At 34.2% G+C, this 17,273-nt stretch carries 17 protein-coding genes; 10 read left to right on the top strand and 7 right to left on the bottom strand.

The window, feature by feature from the left end; all coding sequences use genetic code 11:
- Position 1 precedes the first annotated feature (1 nt).
- The 9 genes from spoT to uvrD all read left to right on the top strand — a co-directional run bounded on the left by spoT (position 2) and on the right by uvrD (position 11,767).
- Complete coding sequence (gene spoT / locus ACGH80_RS01385) at positions 2 to 2,110, top strand: bifunctional GTP diphosphokinase/guanosine-3',5'-bis pyrophosphate 3'-pyrophosphohydrolase (RefSeq protein WP_174799448.1); 2,109 nt, start codon at positions 2 to 4, stop codon at positions 2,108 to 2,110.
- 5 nt (positions 2,111 to 2,115) lie between these two features.
- Positions 2,116 to 4,209: an ATP-dependent DNA helicase RecG gene (gene recG, locus ACGH80_RS01380; RefSeq protein ID WP_174799449.1), complete on the top strand. Its 2,094-nt coding sequence runs from the start codon at positions 2,116 to 2,118 to the stop codon at positions 4,207 to 4,209.
- A 242-nt stretch (positions 4,210 to 4,451) separates the two neighbouring features.
- On the top strand, positions 4,452 to 4,607 hold the full coding sequence (gene lptM / locus ACGH80_RS01375) for an LPS translocon maturation chaperone LptM (RefSeq protein ID WP_141672655.1): 156 nt from the start codon (positions 4,452 to 4,454) through the stop codon (positions 4,605 to 4,607).
- A 21-nt stretch (positions 4,608 to 4,628) separates the two neighbouring features.
- Positions 4,629 to 5,882, top strand: coding sequence for a diaminopimelate decarboxylase (gene lysA / locus ACGH80_RS01370; protein ID WP_174799468.1), 1,254 nt, complete (start codon positions 4,629 to 4,631; stop codon positions 5,880 to 5,882).
- Between the two features lie 121 nt (positions 5,883 to 6,003).
- A complete protein-coding gene (gene dapF / locus ACGH80_RS01365; protein ID WP_174799450.1) occupies positions 6,004 to 6,828 on the top strand; it encodes a diaminopimelate epimerase in 825 nt (274 codons plus the stop codon).
- Between the two features lie 159 nt (positions 6,829 to 6,987).
- A complete protein-coding gene (locus ACGH80_RS01360; RefSeq protein WP_174799451.1) occupies positions 6,988 to 7,725 on the top strand; it encodes a DUF484 family protein in 738 nt (245 codons plus the stop codon).
- A gap of 12 nt (positions 7,726 to 7,737) precedes the next feature.
- Positions 7,738 to 8,655, top strand: coding sequence for a tyrosine recombinase XerC (xerC, locus tag ACGH80_RS01355; protein ID WP_065589354.1), 918 nt, complete (start codon positions 7,738 to 7,740; stop codon positions 8,653 to 8,655).
- Positions 8,656 to 8,657: 2 nt separating this feature from the next.
- Complete coding sequence (yigB, locus tag ACGH80_RS01350) at positions 8,658 to 9,371, top strand: 5-amino-6-(5-phospho-D-ribitylamino)uracil phosphatase YigB (protein ID WP_034912504.1); 714 nt, start codon at positions 8,658 to 8,660, stop codon at positions 9,369 to 9,371.
- 215 nt (positions 9,372 to 9,586) lie between these two features.
- Positions 9,587 to 11,767 carry a DNA helicase II gene (gene uvrD, locus ACGH80_RS01345; protein WP_411630436.1) on the top strand — a complete coding sequence of 727 codons (2,181 nt, stop codon included), beginning with the start codon at positions 9,587 to 9,589 and terminating at the stop codon, positions 11,765 to 11,767.
- Between the two features lie 76 nt (positions 11,768 to 11,843).
- Here the strand turns inward: uvrD and cyaY are convergent, their stop codons facing one another.
- The 6 genes from cyaY to ACGH80_RS01315 all read right to left on the bottom strand — a co-directional run bounded on the left by cyaY (position 11,844) and on the right by ACGH80_RS01315 (position 15,127).
- The gene (cyaY, locus tag ACGH80_RS01340; protein ID WP_296301105.1) at positions 11,844 to 12,155 is read right to left on the bottom strand and encodes an iron donor protein CyaY; all 312 of its coding nucleotides are present in this window, start codon (positions 12,153 to 12,155) and stop codon (positions 11,844 to 11,846) included.
- Positions 12,156 to 12,254: 99 nt separating this feature from the next.
- Positions 12,255 to 12,767 (bottom strand): surface-adhesin E family protein, encoded by a 513-nt coding sequence (locus ACGH80_RS01335; protein ID WP_411630435.1) that lies wholly within the window; start codon positions 12,765 to 12,767, stop codon positions 12,255 to 12,257.
- A complete protein-coding gene (locus tag ACGH80_RS01330; protein ID WP_411630434.1) occupies positions 12,768 to 13,544 on the bottom strand; it encodes a hypothetical protein in 777 nt (258 codons plus the stop codon).
- An 89-nt stretch (positions 13,545 to 13,633) separates the two neighbouring features.
- Positions 13,634 to 14,254 carry a thiamine diphosphokinase gene (locus ACGH80_RS01325; RefSeq protein WP_296301107.1) on the bottom strand — a complete coding sequence of 207 codons (621 nt, stop codon included), beginning with the start codon at positions 14,252 to 14,254 and terminating at the stop codon, positions 13,634 to 13,636.
- A gap of 35 nt (positions 14,255 to 14,289) precedes the next feature.
- A complete protein-coding gene (gene rimI / locus ACGH80_RS01320) occupies positions 14,290 to 14,751 on the bottom strand; it encodes a ribosomal protein S18-alanine N-acetyltransferase (RefSeq protein ID WP_085165672.1) in 462 nt (153 codons plus the stop codon).
- Positions 14,720 to 15,127, bottom strand: coding sequence for a DNA polymerase III subunit psi (locus tag ACGH80_RS01315; RefSeq protein WP_085165670.1), 408 nt, complete (start codon positions 15,125 to 15,127; stop codon positions 14,720 to 14,722). The genes rimI and ACGH80_RS01315 overlap by 32 nt, the downstream gene beginning before the upstream one ends.
- An 88-nt stretch (positions 15,128 to 15,215) precedes the next feature.
- Between ACGH80_RS01315 and rsmC the strand changes: the two genes are divergently transcribed.
- The gene (gene rsmC / locus ACGH80_RS01310) at positions 15,216 to 16,256 is read left to right on the top strand and encodes a 16S rRNA (guanine(1207)-N(2))-methyltransferase RsmC (protein ID WP_411630433.1); all 1,041 of its coding nucleotides are present in this window, start codon (positions 15,216 to 15,218) and stop codon (positions 16,254 to 16,256) included.
- 110 nt (positions 16,257 to 16,366) lie between these two features.
- On the opposite strand, the gene ACGH80_RS01305 is transcribed toward rsmC, so the two are convergent.
- Positions 16,367 to 17,176, bottom strand: coding sequence for a hypothetical protein (locus ACGH80_RS01305; RefSeq protein WP_411630432.1), 810 nt, complete (start codon positions 17,174 to 17,176; stop codon positions 16,367 to 16,369).
- Positions 17,177 to 17,273: the final 97 nt, after the last annotated feature.

Here is a 17,273-nt window from a genome sequence, read left to right as displayed (position 1 = left end):
TATGCAATATTTTGATGGCTTAAAAGAGGTTGTAGCATCTTATCTTCCGTCTAAACAAGTCGAATTGATACAAGATGCTTATCTTTTTGCTAAAAATGCACATGAAGGGCAATTCCGATGTAGTGGTGAACCTTATATTACTCACCCAGTTGCAGTTGCAACATATCTAGCTGAGATGCGGCTTGATTATGAAACAGTTATTGCCGCACTTTTACACGATACTATTGAAGACACTCCTGTCACTTTTCAAGATATTACCGACAAATTTGGTAAACATGTTGCCATTTTAGTCGAAGGTGTCTCTAAACTTGATAAATTAAAATTCCGTAACAGGCAAGAAGCACAAGCTGAAAATTTTCGGAAAATGGTGCTTGCTATGACTGAGGATGTGCGTGTAATTTTAATTAAACTTGCTGATCGTACGCATAACATGCGTACACTTAGTGCTTTAAGACCTGATAAACGTCGTCGCATTGCTAAAGAAACCCTTGAAATTTACGCACCTTTGGCTCATCGTTTAGGTATCAATCACATCAAAACAGAACTTGAGATTTTGGGCTTTACAGCAATGCATCCAAATCGAGCTAAAGTGATTGAAAAAGTCGTTAAAACAGCGCGAAATACGCGAAAAGAGCTAATTCAACAAATTTTGTCTGAAATCCGTGGGCGATTACATGACGCTCATATTGATGCAGAAGTTACTGGTATCGAGAAAAATATCTATGTTATTTATCAAAAGATGAAACTACGTGAACAACATTTTCATTCTATCATGGATATTTACACTTTTAGAATTGTGGTAAAAGATGTTGATGGTTGTTATCGTGCTCTTGGACTGGTACATAATTTGTATAAACCACGTCTTAATCGTTTTAAAGATTATATCGCTATTCCCAAAGCAAATGGCTACCAATCATTGCATTCATCGTTAATAGGCCCTCACGGTACACCAGTTGAAGTCCAAATTCGTACCGAAGATATGGATCAAATGGCTGAAATGGGTGTTGCTGCTCATTGGGCGTATAATGCAGTTGATGAATTAAACAATACTACTGCGCAAATTAAAGCTCAGCGCTGGATGCAAAGCCTGTTAGAATTGCAACAAAGCGTAGGGAATTCTTTCGAATTTATCGAAAATGTTAAATCTGATTTGTTTCCTAAAGAAATTTACGTTTTTACTCCCAAAGGACGTATTGTGCAATTACCAGAAGGAGCTACCGCAGTTGATCTTGCTTATGCAGTCCATTCTGATATTGGTTATCAATGCATTGGCGCAATTGTTGATCGTAAACCTTATCCTTTATCACAACCATTAAGCAGTGGGCAAACAGTTGAAATTATTACTTCCCCTGAGGGCCATCCTAATGCTAGTTGGTTAAATTTTGTGGTTAGTGCTAGAGCGAAGTCGCGTATTCGTCAGGCGCTTAAAACTCTTAAGCGTGAAGATGCAATTGAATTGGGTCGACGTTTATTGAATCTTTCGTTAGTTAAATCAGGCGGTATTAGTGGACTGTCAGAAAGCCAAAAGGCTAGAGTGGTTGAGTTAGCCAAATTGTCCAATTTTGATGATGTCTTAGTCGAAATCGGATTAGGTAATATTATGAGCCATTTTATTGCCAAAGGTTTAGAACATAAAGCGCTGCTGCAAAATAAATCAGAGTCAAATAAAACTCTTGTTATTACTGGCAGTGAAGGAGTTTCTGTTACATTTTCTAAGTGTTGTCATCCAATTCCTAATGATCCTATTGTTGGGCATGTTAGTCCAGAGAAGGGGTTAATTGTGCATCATGAATCTTGTCGAAATGTTACTGGTTATCAAAATAATCCAGAAAAATATATCTCACTTAAATGGGCTCCCGATATTTCTCAACGTTTTGTTGCTGAAATTTGGCTCGATATTTTAAATACTCAGGGTTCTTTGGCGCATATACTTTCAATTATTAATGACGAAAATACTCGCTTGCAATGGCTAAATACCGAAGAAAAAGATAGGCAGATTTATACTGTTATTCTACAGATAGAAGTAAAAAATACCCAGCAACTTAATGAATTAATTCGTAAAATGTTACTACAACCTGATGTAGTAAGTGTTAAACGAAATATAAATTAGTCATTATGATAAATCGTTTTTTCGACCATTTGCCGTTGATAAAACTAACGGGGATTGGTGAAAGTCTAGAAAAAAAATTCAATACATTAGGTATCTATACCGTTAAAGATCTGTTATTGCATTTTCCTTTACGTTATGAAGATCGTACTTCATCTTGTGCTATTGCTGACGCCAATATTGGCGAATTTACGACAATTGAAGGTGTTATTATTAAAAGTGAAATTGCTTTTGGTCGCAAACAAATGCTAGTTTGTTACGTTCAAGATGATTCTGGTATTGCAATATTACGATTTATGCATTTTACTGCTAGTATGAAGGCTTCGCTAATTAAAGGTAAATGGATCAGTGCTTATGGTGAAATAAAACGCGGTAAAAATTATCTTGAAATAATTCATCCGCAATTTAAATTAAAAACAAGTCGAGACGAAAAATCTATCAAGTTAGAAGATGATCAAGAAAGATACACACCTATTTATTCAACTACTTATGGATTAACTCAGGCTGTGATTCGACGGTCAATTATGGCTGCGCTAATTTTGTTGAAAAATAATCCTTCAGAAGAAGTTTTACCTCCTCAGTTGGCTTATCGGTTTTTGTCGGCTTTTGATTCTTTAAATATTATTCACAATCCCCCCATTGATACTGAGATTGAACAGTTGGAGTCGGGTGATCACCCAGCTATTAAGCGGTTTATTTTTGAGGAATTGATTGCTTATCATCTGAGTATGTTAATGATAAAAAAACATAATCAAAGACAGCAGGCACACTTGTTTTCCCCAACTCAACGCTTGATCAACCCGTTTTTATCATCATTACCTTTCACGCCAACCCATGCTCAACAGCGAGTTGTGCAAGAGATTTATCTCGATATGGCAAAACCAGTACCTATGATGCGATTAATTCAAGGTGATGTTGGTTCTGGTAAAACATTAGTAGCAGCTTTAGCAGCGTTGAATGCAATTGAAAATGGTTGCCAAGTGGTTTTGATGGCACCAACAGAAATATTAGCCGAGCAACATTATAATAATTTTAGTACTTGGTTTGGGCCGTTGGGAATTAGTGTTGATTGGTTGTCAGGAAGATTAACCGCCAAAAATAAGCGACAGCGTTATGAGCGCCTTCAAAAGGGTGAAATTACTATGTTAATTGGTACTCATGCAGTATTTGTTGATAAAGTAGAATTTACCTCTTTAGGTCTTGTCATCATTGATGAACAGCATCGATTTGGTGTTAATCAACGCCTAAGTCTTTGGGAAAAAGGAATTAAAGATCATCTTTATCCGCATCAATTAATTATGACGGCAACGCCTATTCCAAGAACATTAGCCATGACCATTTATGCTGATTTAGATGTTTCTGTTATTGATGAATTACCACCCGGAAGAACACCAATTAACACAGTTGTAATACCTAATAATCGCCGAGATGAAATTATTGAACGTGTAAATCAAGCTTGCTTAGCAAACCGCCAAGTTTATTGGGTGTGTACTTTGGTCGAAGAGTCCGAAATACTTGACGCACAAGCGGCTGAAATGCTGGTTGCAGAATTGCAAATGCGTTTGCCGCATTTAAATATTGCGTTAGTGCATGGTAAAATGAAGTCTGATTTAAAACAATCAGTTATGCAAGAGTTTAAAGCAGGAAAAATTCAACTGCTGGTTGCTACAACAGTTATTGAAGTTGGTGTTGATGTTCCTAATGCTAGTTTAATGATTATCGAAAATGCAGAACGTTTAGGTTTAGCTCAGTTACATCAGTTGCGTGGGCGAGTTGGACGTGGCACGGCAGTATCTCATTGTGTATTAATGTATCAAGCTCCTCTAAGTAAAGTTGCTCAAGCACGCATGAAGGTAATGCGTGAAAGTACTGATGGATTTGTTATTGCCCAAAAAGATCTTGAACTTCGTGGTGGTGGTGAAATTTTAGGGACTCGGCAAATGGGTACAGCTAATTTTAAAGTTGTTGATTTGATTCGCGACCAGCATTTGATTAGTGAAATTCAAAATATATCTTATGACATCCAAAAAAACCATCCACACAGTGCTGAACAATTAGTTGATTGTTGGCTTCCAAATCGTGAAAAGTATATTAATGCATAAAACTTAGCTGATTTTTTCTGATAAGTTTTGAAATTATCAATCTGAATCATATCTACAAATTGTGTAACGGTTTATTGCATAGTAATTTGATGTGTAGAATGTAGTCTTGTACCTTTAATTTAATATATTTACTTATTTTATATATCTGTTTATGTTCGCATGATGATTTGCGCTTTGCAGCATTGTGCCTATCGTGTAATATAGATAGTATTATAAAAAATGGAAAGAATTGCGGATATTGTATGAAATCAACTATAAAATTACTCCCTATCTGTTTTGTTACATTGGCATTAGTAGGATGTGGATTAAAAGGTCCGCTTTATCATCCAGTTGAAAAAACAGCAATGCAACAAACAAAACTAACAACTGCTTCAATTCAATCTGGTTTATTTATTTAAATTGCATAATGGAATAACATGATGGATTTTTTAAATTATCAACAAAGTCGTTTATTTGCCAATCAGATAGCGATAGCGGATCTTGCTAAGCAGTATGGTACACCATTATATGTTTATTCGGCCGAATACATAAGTAAACAGTTTTTAGAGTATGAACATGCTTTGGTTAATAATAAACATTTGGTTTGTTATGCGGTTAAAGCTAATAGTAATTTGGCTGTTTTGAGTTTACTTGCAAAACTGGGTGCTGGTTTTGATATTGTTTCACAAGGTGAGTTAGAACGAGTATTAAAAGCAGGAGCAGATCCTAAAAAAATTGTCTTTTCAGGTGTTGCTAAATCAATAGTTGAAATTGAACGTGCGCTTGAAGTTGGTATTAAGTGCTTTAATGTTGAATCTGAGGCTGAATTATACCGAGTTGATGAAGTTGCTAAAAGATTAGGTAAAATTGCACCGATTTCATTGAGAATCAATCCTGATGTGGATGCTAAAACACATCCTTATATTTCAACAGGTCTTCGCGAAAATAAATTTGGTATTAGCTATGAGTTAGCTTTAAATGTTTATCGAAAAGCAAGCTCATTAGCTAACATTAAAATCGTTGGTATTGATTGCCATATTGGCTCTCAATTAACTCAATTGTCACCATTTCTTGATGCTGCCGATCGTATACTCGCTTTAGTTGATAAATTGCAATCTAATAATATTGTAATTGAACATATTGATTTAGGTGGAGGTTTAGGGGTCTGTTATGATAACGAACAACCACCAACAGCATCGCAACTTGTAACCGAACTTAAGAACAAATTAGTTGATTATCCTGATATTGAAATTTTGTTCGAACCAGGGCGTTCGATTGTTGCTAATTCAGGGTTGCTAATTACTAAGGTGGAATATACCAAACACCAAGATAATAACCATTTTGCAATTGTCGATGCAGGTATGAATGACTTAATTCGTCCCGCTCTTTACGATGCTTGGATGAGAGTGTTACCTGAAAAGCAACCACAAACTGGTGATGAATTTTTGGTCTATAATGTTGTGGGACCTATTTGCGAATCTAGCGATGTGTTGGCTTATCAGCGTGAGCTTTCGGTTAAACAAGATGATTTGTTGGTAATTTGTAGTGCTGGTGCTTATGGCTTTAGTATGGCATCAAATTATAATAGCCATTTACGACCAGCAGAAGTGATGCTTATTGATGATAAACAACATAAATTAATTCGCCAGCGTGAATCCTTCGATGATTTATGGCGAGGTGAAGTAGTTTTATAATATTTAACAGGTTATTGAATGCTTAATTATAATAGCATTCCTCTTTTAGTTGATGTTGGTAACCAGTTTAGACTAAAAGTTAAAAATAAAAACATGTTTGACAACAGAAGGTAAACTAGCGATGAACTTTTCAAAAATGCATGGACTCGGAAATGATTTTATGGTTATTGATGCTGTGACGCAAAATGTTCATCTTTCGACAGAAATGATTAAACGTATGGCAGATCGATATACTGGTGTCGGGTTTGATCAACTTCTTATTGTTGAGCCACCTTATGTACCAGATAGTGATTTTCATTATCGTATTTTTAATTCAGATGGTTCTGAAGTTGAGCAATGTGGTAATGGGGCTCGCTGTTTTGCACGTTTTGTTCGTTTAAAAGGCCTTAGCCGAAAACGAGTGTTAAAAGTTAGTACCATGAAAGGCAATATTGTTTTAACCGTAAATGATGATAATACTGTGCGTGTTAATATGGGACAGCCTATTTTTGAACCTAACAAAATTCCTTTCAAAGCTATAAAAGAAGAAAAAACTTATATAATCCGAGCACAAGAACAGACTATATTATGTGGTGTTGCATCTATGGGCAATCCTCATTGTGTTGTTCAAGTCGATAATATTCTAACCGCAGAAGTGGCAACACTAGGTCCGTTATTAGAACAACATGAACGCTTTCCTGAACGTGCCAATATTGGATTTATGCATATTATTGATCGCAATAACATTAATTTACGTGTATTTGAACGTGGGGTTGGCGAAACACAAGCTTGTGGTACTGGTGCCTGTGCCGCAGTAGCAGTAGGCATCAATCAAGGACTATTAAACCAACAAGTTAATGTCAATTTACCTGGTGGCAAATTATTAATTGAATGGAAAGGTGGAAATCAACCACTTTATATGACTGGACCTGCTACACATGTATATGATGGTTTTATTGCTACTTAACTTTAACATCATCCTCCCAATAGATTCTAAAACTTGTTGACAGAAAATAACAAGGCAAAAAACATTCAGGTTTGGTATTGATTTTATTGAAGTTTTTATCTTTAACCGAAAAAAACAGTAGAAACATGAGATAACACGGTAATACAATAGACGCTAATTATGGTTGGTAAAAATACACAAAATTTAAGAGTAAAAAAAGCTCGGCGATCGTCTTCATCATTAAAATTAAATGATGAAATCGTTTGTCAATATATTATTGATAATCCAGATTTTTTTATGAGAAATGCCCGGTATGTTGAGTGTATGCAAGTGCCTCATCCTGTCAGGGGAATGATTTCTTTACCAGAATGGAACATGGCGCGTCAGCGCAATAAAATTAACCAATTAGAGTGCGAAATTTCATTATTATTGGAACATGCCAGTGCCAACGAATTGTTGTTTAATCAGCTAATGGATCTGCAAATTGAATTAATTAAAGCACAGGATCTAAATCAACTTATTGTTTTATTAAACACATGGGCTAAATCATTAGGACTTAGTGGTGCTTATTTATATCTTTTTGGTGACAAATGGTTGCTTAATGCGCCATCAAATTACCATCATATAGCTTTAGATTCATCACAATTTGATTTTATTCGTGTTAGACATTTCCAGTACAGTCAACAGTATTTAGGTACATTAAATTCAACTGAGCTTGATTTTTTATTACCTGATGAACACGGTTATGTTGGCTCAGTGGCATTATCTTTGTTAGGTCAATTTGGTGATTTGGGGCTTTTAATGTTTACTAGTGCTAATTCCGAACATTATCAAGCAGGACAAGGTACATTATTACTTGAAAAAATGAGTGAAATTTTACCGATTTTAATTAGCAGATGGATTATGCGAACAAAATAAGGACATAGCATTATGCAGCCTAATAAAAATGATAATACGGCATTAAAGTTGCCTGTTGATCAATTTTTAAATTATTTAAAGTCAGAAAAGCAACTAAGCTTAAATACTCAGATTAATTATCGACGTCAACTTTATGCACTTATTTCGTTGGCAAGTGAAGTTGAAATCTCGAACTGGCAAAATTTGGATTCATCCGCAGTTAGATTGTTAATCAGTCGTAGCAAACAGACGGGCTTACAAGCAAGAAGCTTATCATTAAGACTTTCTGCTTTGCGTAGTTTTTGTGATTGGATGGTAAAAAACGAGCAGCTTACCGCTAATCCAGCTCGAGGCGTGCTAAATCCAAAATTAGGTCAACACTTACCCAAAAATATTGATATTGACGAAATTAATCAACTGCTTGATATTGATCATAATGATCCGCTTTCTGTTCGTGATAGAACTATGCTTGAAGTTATGTATGGTTCAGGGTTACGCCTTTCTGAATTAGTCGGTCTTAACTGTCAAGAATTGAATCTTGTTGATGGTGAAATTCGCGTAATGGGTAAGGGGAATAAAGAGCGAAAATTGCCATTAGGTCGAGAATCTATCAAATGGATTAAACACTGGTTGTCAATGCGGAATTTTTTAACACCACAAGATGATGCTTTATTTATTTCCAAATTGGGTAAGCGTATTTCACCGCGAAATGTTGAAAAACGGTTTGCTCAGTGGGGAATCAAACAAGGGTTAAGCAGTCATGTTCACCCTCACAAATTACGTCATTCATTTGCAACTCATATGCTAGAATCAAGTGGTGATTTGCGTGCAGTACAAGAATTGTTAGGGCATGCTGATTTATCAACGACCCAAGTCTATACGCATTTAGATTTTTCGCATTTATCTGAAGTTTATGATTCAGCCCATCCACGCGCTAAAAGGGGAAAATAACGATGCACTTTTATCGATCTATTAATAAGATTAAAGCGTTTACTTTTGATCTAGATGATACGTTATACAATAACAGCATGATCGTTGAAAAAGCGGAAGACGAAATGATCAAAACTCTTCAAGGTTATGAACAATTACGCACACTTACTTTACCCGAATATTTTGCTGAAAAGCGTGCTGTACTTGCATCTGACCCTGAAATTTATCACGATGTTATTGTTTGGCGAATTCAAACCATTACATCGCTATTAAATAAAACTAATATACCAGCATCAAAATTTGCTGATGTCATCGATGAAGCAATGAGTTGTTTTAATGTTTGGCGGCACAAGATGAACGTTCCTGAATCAACGCATACACTATTAACTAAATTAGCCACTAAATATCCTTTGGCTGTTATCACTAATGGTAACGTTGATATTAACAAAATTGGCATAGGTGATTATTTTCAATTTTCACTACGTGGTGGTGAACATGGCCGTTCTAAACCTTTTCCTGAAATTTTTGATTTAGCATCTCACAAACTTAATATTCCATCACACTCTATTTTACATGTGGGTGACAATTTATTAACGGATGTTAATGGAGCTATTGATAACGGCTTTTTAGCTTGCTTTATTAATATTTATAATCAGGATATTTTTCAGCTTAATGATACTAGATGTTTACCTCACATCGAAATAACACAATTGCCAGAATTAGAGAATCTGCTATAATTAACCTCCTTATCTGTACAAATAAACAGTAAAATAAATGCAAAGATACGTTTCTTTAGTAGTAATGGAAATTTTTACCTAAGAAGCTTTGTCTTTATTTATATTCTGTTAGATCACAGTGGACAAACGTATTCGGAATATGATGAAAATATTAATAACTCTTTCAACAATAATGTTACTTGACGGTTTCTATTATCAAAATAGGTTTGCATGTAATGGAAATTAATAAATTATTATTAGATGGCCTAAACACAGAGCAACAAAAAGCAGTTACTACCGATAGTCAATATTCAATTGTTCTTGCAGGTGCAGGGAGTGGCAAAACGCGTGTTTTAGTTCATCGTATTGCTTGGCTTTGTATTGAAAAGAGTTATTCACCTGGCTCAATTTTTGCGGTTACTTTTACCAATAAAGCGGCTATTCAAATGCAAGAACGTATTCAAGCATTAGTCGGCGAGGGTTATTTTAATGGTATGTGGGTGGGTACATTCCATGGGCTTACTCATCGTTTGTTACGTATGTTTCCTGAGCAAGCTAAGTTACCGCCTAATTTTCAACTTATTGATACTGAAGATCAAATTCGGCTTATCAAGCGAATTTTTCACGAACTAAAAATCGACGAAAAACAATGGTCGCCAAAACAGTGTGCTGCTTTTATTTCTACTCAAAAGGAAAAAGGATTCCGAGCGGAAGATATTGTTCCTGAAGATCCTAAACAAGTGATGTGGCAGGCGATTTATCGAGACTACCAGACTATTTGCGATAGAGTTGGATACGTTGATTTTTCAGAATTAATTTTAAGAACGTATGAGCTGCTTTGCCATAATCAAGACGTTTTAAATTATTGTCATCATCGTTTTTGTAATATCTTAATTGATGAATTTCAAGACACTAATAAGATCCAATATCGTTTGGTACAAAAACTGGCAGGTAATACAGCTAATGTAATGATTGTAGGCGATGACGATCAATCTATTTACAGTTGGCGTGGTGCTAATGCGGATAATCTCCAATTATTTATAAACGATTACCCTGAAACTGAAATTATTAGGTTGGAACAAAATTATCGTTCAACTGGTAACATTTTAGATGTAGCTAATAATTTAATATCGAAAAATCAGAACCGGTTGGGTAAAACTTTATGGACAGATATAGGCGGCGGTGAACTGATTACGCTTTATATTGGTTTTAATGATATTGATGAGGCAAGATTTGTTGTTGGTCAAATAAAAAAATTCCATGACGAAGGTGGAAAGTACGCAGACTGTGCGATATTGTACCGTAATAATGCACAATCACGTATATTTGAAGATACATTGTTGCAAGCAGGTTTACCTTATCAAATTTATGGATCTATTCGTTTTTATGAACGACAAGAAGTCAAATTAGCGCTTGCTTATTTACGGCTATTACATGACCACAATAATGACATGGCGTTTGAAGCTACAATCAATACCCCAACTCGAGGTATTGGTAATGTCACGCTAGATAAAATTAGATTGACTGCAAAGCAGTATAATATTTCATTATGGGATGCATGTATAATGCTAATCCAAACCAATGCTTTTACTGAACGGCAAAGCTCTGGGATTGGTCGTTTTTTGGAATTAATAGAATCAATCTTCGATAAAGCAGAGCTTAAACCATTTTATAAACAACTTGATATTATTATCAAATTATCTGGCATATTGCAAATGTATGAGCAAGAGCCTGGTATTAAAGGGCAATCAAAGCTGGAAAATCTTGAAGAATTGGTATCGGCCGCTGAGCAGTTTTATCGCTTTAATGAAAATAACCTTATTCAAGATAAAGAAACGGGTAAGGCATTAACTGTTTTAGAATCATTTTTAGCATATACGTCATTAGAAAGCAGAGATGTAATTAGTGAACAAGATACCGTTCAACTAATGACTCTGCATTCTGCTAAAGGTCTTGAATTTGATAATGTTTTTATTGTCGGACTAGAAGAGGGCATATTCCCAGACTTAAGATCTTCTCAAGACTTCGATAAACTTGAAGAAGAGCGTCGTCTTGCCTATGTAGGTATTACTCGAGCACGTAAGTATCTAACATTATCATTAGCTCAGATAAGGCGTCTATATGGTCGTGAAGAGCGTAATTTACCTTCACGCTTTTTGTCTGAATTACCTATTGATAAGTTAAATGAAATTAGTTATCAAGGAACAATGTCGCCTGAAAAAATAAAGTCTTACCCTAAAAAGAAGCCTCAATGTGATGGTTATAAATTAGGTCGTAAAGTGTTACATAAACGTTTTGGTGAAGGAACTATTGTTAATCTTGATGGTGAAGGTGATCATAAGCGAGTACAAATTGCTTTTGTTAATGAAGGTATAAAATGGCTAGTAGTTAAATTAGCAAATCTTACTTTATTGTAGATTTCTTTTAAGTAAAATTTGTGACTACTTTCTTGAACGGGAACTAATTGTTAAACTAATTCCCGTTTTTTATATATTATAGCTCAGCTTGTTCTTTTACAGATTCAGAAAAAATTTGATCAAACGACTTGTCGGTGCGATTACAAATCCAATTATTATCGATATAATCAAAATGATAGCCTTGTTTTTGAGTGGCTAGCCATACCTGAAAGAGTGGTTCTTGGGTATTAATAATGATTTTACTACCATTGGGAAAACTAATGGTGATGACATTGCCGTTTGTTTCATAGTCTAAATCGATGTCATGCTCATTTACATAATTATCCAAGAATAATTCGATTTTGCTGAATAATTGCTCGGTAATGGTATGGAATTGTGTGATATTCATAAAGGGATATTCATTCAAATAAATAATAGAGCGATATTAACATAAATGGATATACTCCGCCACAGCAAGGTGGCAAGAGTAAAAGTAGGTACTGATTTACTATTTAGCAAGTGGTAAGGAACAGGCAATAGCAAGTAATTTGTATTGCTCGTTATCATGAGTGATAGCTATCCAACGGTTTGCTATCTCAATTGTGTTGACTAATTTTCCATCACCAAAATTATTTTCGATTGTTCTAAGTTTTCCTTTTGCTAACTCCATTTTGTCGCAATTGGCATAATATTCGATCTTTATGGAATGATAGGGTGTCTCTGTACCATCATCATTTTTTTGTATCAATGCTGGGCTGTAATTAGTCACTTCACTAAATACACGAATTTTGGAGTTGAAAGGGTGAAGGTTGATCGATTTTCTATCTAAAAATGAATAGCCAATAGTATTATTGTCGTTAGTTTTTGATGTTGGAATGAATTGTTCTCCTACTCTTGGATCTTTTAAACTTTCAGCAGCAGTATTTTCATTTGCTTTCGTATCAATATTAGCTTTTTCCCCTGAGGCATGGCTGAATGCTGCAAAAGAAAAGAGAATTAAAAATAAATTGACCTTTTTCATTTAAATTTTTTCTCCATCTTTTGAGTTAGTATTTGTAGGATTAGCTTGTGATTGAGTTTGTTGTTTTTCTTTTTGCATTTTTTCTTGATTTGCTTTAATTCGCTCTTGCAGTTCAGCTTCTTGTTTTTCGATGATTGGTTTTAGATCTGGGCGAGTCGTAAGAATTGTTTCTTTTTCTAAATCGCCTTGAATAGAACAAAAAATACTACTTTGATTATTAGCAGAAGATTCTAAATAAAGCGCTTTATTAATTGTACCAAACCTTGGAATAACACCATCGATGGCATAAATATCATCTTCCCATGTTTTAGATTTTGATTTTCTATCATAAATTTTGGCGTTTGCTATGTAAGTATTTTGGCTATAGTGTAACCAATTAATATGGCTTAAAGCACTTTTAATTTCATCTTGCTTGTTATCAAAGATAAATCCCCAATAAAGAAACTGACCAGATAAAGTAGTTGGAATATAAATATTTTGATAGCCAACAATTTCTAAATCATGATACTTAAGTGGTTTTTTAAACATAACTTTATTTTTGTCGGTTTTTTGAATAGATTCAACAGGAATATAAGTTACATTATCGGGAGTGGTTGCTAAATCAACGTATTGATTTATTGACTCTTGGTGTTTAGATAATTGTTCAAAAAACTGATTATCACATTGCAAAAATGTATCAATTACCTTATCTGTTTCATCCTGTATATTATTTGTTTGGGCAAAAACACAAGAAACGAAAGATGCGCAAACTAGCACAGAAAGTTTTTTGAGAAGCATGGCGAATTTCCTTGAACCACAATTATATTTCTTCTTTTGTAAAGGAAGATTGTAAAGTAATGTAAATATAAATGTCAATTGACATTATTTCAATTCTCAACAAAGACCATTAAATCACCGTTTTTAAAGGATATTTTAATCAAATCACTAATCGCTTTGTTTCTTAAACTCACAACTCCTCCTAGCGATAATGTGGCATCAATTAAGGGGTATTGAAAGCCTGTAATGGTTACACCAGTTACTTTCGAAAATGGCATTAGTGAAATAATATGATCTTTTACATTGGTTATTTCTTGATGATGTTTGGCAAAAAAGAAATGGCAATAATTATCATAAAAGGTAATTTGATACTGATGATAATATCTTATTGCAACAGAAATATTCCCCAAAAAGTGATCACTAGCATGACCACTAGCACCATAAACATCAAATGCTTTCACCCCTTTACCTGCTAAAAACAAAATTGCTTTTTCAAAATCAGTTTTATTTTGGTCAGGTGTATGAATAATTTTAGTTTTAGGTGGAATTGCTTTGTTAGGATTATAGCTATCTAAATCGCCAATAATAAAGTTTGGTTCGATTGACAAAGTCGACAGATAATTATGATAAGCCCCATCTGTGCAAGCAATATAAGTATAATTATCCAAATGTTGAAAGTCATGTTGTGGTGGCTCGCCATTAATAAAAAGTAAAGCTCTATTTTGTGACATTACACTTTTTTCCTTTTGCTCATTTTATTGGTAAATCATAAAGCCAAAGTATATGCCATGATAATAGCGTCTTCTTGTTTACCATTAGTTGTTGGGTAATAATTTTTTCTAATCGTTATTTGGTTAAATCCCAGCGTGTGATAAAGCTTAAGTGCTGCCGTATTTGATTGTCTGACTTCAAGCCAAAGGGTTGAGATTGGATAGGGCGATTTTATCGTTATTAACGCATCTATTAAATGATTGAGCAGCTCTCTTGCTAGTCCTTGCTTTCTAAAATCGGGATGTATTGCAATGTTAAATAAATTTGCTTCATCTGCTACATGTTGGCAAATACAAAACCCAACTATTTGGTTATTAATCGTTATTTTAAAATTGAGATAACGCTCACCTTGGTTTGAAAAGAATGTTTGTTTTGACCAAGGAATTGCATGGCAAATCTTTTCTAATTCAAAAGCTTTTTTTAAATCATGTTCGGTGAGGATGGAAATAGTTTTCATATTGACATAATTGTTGCCATAGTAGGCGTTTTTGTTGTGGTGCTTTTGCAAGCTGATTTAAACTGGTAGTTTGAATAGTTAATGGGTTAATCCAAGACTCATCCAAGGTAATATCAATAAACCAAATTACTGTATTAATTTCATCAGCAGGAATAATTAATTGTTGTGGCGTTAAAAACAATACTTGTTTTTCAGTTAGATGGATAGCATTTAAAATATCATAATAGATTTTTTGTGTTGGTTTTTGTTCTGCAACTACAATCAATCTAATTTCTTCACTTATTTGTGTCGCTATTTCACCTTTGAAAACATTAGCATTCCTCAAAACGTATTGAGTTATGTTGCACTGTTTTAGATACCAATCTTGTAGTGTCATTATTGACTTACTGTTTTTTATTAGAGATTAAAGATAGTTAATTGTATAATCAATGCATCAATTTATAAAGGTTTTTCATTGAGGAAATATGGCAACATCTGCTTTTACCCCAGCAAGTCAAGTACTTGAGCGTCACCAAACATTTTTTAACGATAAAAATGTGCTGATAGCTGGCGATATTCAGGATAATTATCCATCTATTATGTCGGCAAATCAAGTTAAGATTCATTGCACACAATTTCATACTTATTTACGTCTAAAAGCTAGTGCACGAGGCAATCACACCTATTTTTCATTATTGCCAGAAGCGGATTTTTACGTAGGAATGAATACACTGATTTACTATTGGCCAAAAACTAAAAGCGAAGCACAATTTCAGCTTTCTTATTTATTGCATAATATGCCAAAAGGTAGTGATATTTTTATCATAGGTGAAAATAGAACAGGTGTAAAAAGCGTGGAAGCTTTATTGAGTGATTTTGGTACAATTCAAAAAATCGATAGCGCGAGACGTTGTGGTTTATATCATTTTCATGCAGATAGCCGTTTAGCATTTGATCTTGATGAATGGTGGTTAAGTTATCATTTAACTATTGAAAATCAGAATATTGAAATCAAAAGCTTACCTGGTGTTTTTAGCCAAAAAGGGTTAGATGCTGGTAGTGAATTACTGTTAAATGCATTGATGGATCGTACTGATATTATTAAAGGTAATGTATTAGATGTGGGATGTGGTTCGGGCATTTTGTCCACGGTGCTAGGTAAATTAAACCCTGATATAGCACTAACGTCATCTGATGTAAGCTGTGCAGCAATTGAATCAAGTAAAGCCACGTTAAACCGTAATCATGTTAATGCCACAGTTGTAGCGAGTGACGTTTTTTCAAATCTAAATGATAAATATCATCTTATTGTTTCGAATCCACCTTTTCATGATGGTAAACAAACTGATTACACGGCCGTTAATACGTTAATCAAAGAAGCAAAAAAACACCTAAAATTAAATGGTTATTTGTGCATTGTGGCAAATTCATTTTTACCGTATCAAACCATTTTAGATGAAACATTCAAAAGCGTTGAAGTGATTGCCCAAACGACGAAATTTAAGGTTTATCTAGCAAGCCATTAATAAGTGCTGTTTATTTTGTTTAAAAAAATAGGGCGACGTTATCGCCCTAGGTATAAAATTTAAATATTTAAAAACAAACTGATTTCACTATTCTTGATATCATATCTGGATTAAGAGAGAGCTTCTTTTAATGCCTGCATTTCATTATAGGTAAAATCACAGCGCATAAATTCTTGGTCAAGAAGAATAGGAACAGAGTTGCTTTCTCCAACTACGGCCAACACATTACATTTATTTCTAATCTTATCACCTATAATGATTGGTCCACCGTTTGAGTCTTTATTAAAATTGGCTGCATATTTAGCATTTATTCCTTGTGCATTGCTTGCACGATATAAGGCAGTTATTATTTTACCATAAGAGACTAGTTTAACTGGTACAATAACAGGTGTTAATTTTTGCCCGTTAATTTCCTTGATAACTTTTATCATTTTATGTGTTCTTAAGAAACATCCTAAACTCATCCATGTAACCAACAACAACAAAAGAATAAGACCAGTAGTAGCCACAAATACAGTCCGCATATTATCAATAGCTAAATTGATTGTTACTAGTGATAAATCATCGGCCGAAGCGACAGTTACAACTTGATAATTTCCTTTTTTCCCCCCAATGAAAGTATAATCACGCTTAATAACTTGTCCTGTATCAGTAGTAATTTTCACTGAACAGTTATCAACCATACGTCTTGCACGACATGTTCCTTCTACATCATAGTCAACCACAACAGAATTCTGTGATATTTTATAATCATCAATTAATCCAGGATAATTTCTTATGGCCATAAATAAAGCTAACGCAAAGAAAATTATTGCTGCAAGTAATCTTCTTATTTGATGCATTGAGCCTTCTTGCTTTAAATTCATGACTTTTAAAGGGCGAGTTGGAAATACTTCTACTAATTTATTCATCAATGCCATTTTATCAATATACTCCTTATTAAAAATAAAAATTTCATGTCTAAAGGCTAAAATTGTGAATTTAAAAGCTAACCTTTAATCACAATAAAACAAATAA

Origin of the sequence: Gilliamella sp. BG1, assembly GCF_046635625.1 — a bacterium.
GTDB lineage: Bacteria > Pseudomonadota > Gammaproteobacteria > Enterobacterales > Orbaceae > Gilliamella > Gilliamella bombi.
Note: the sequence above shows the minus strand (reverse complement) of the source record. Positions and strands in the feature narration are given on the sequence as shown.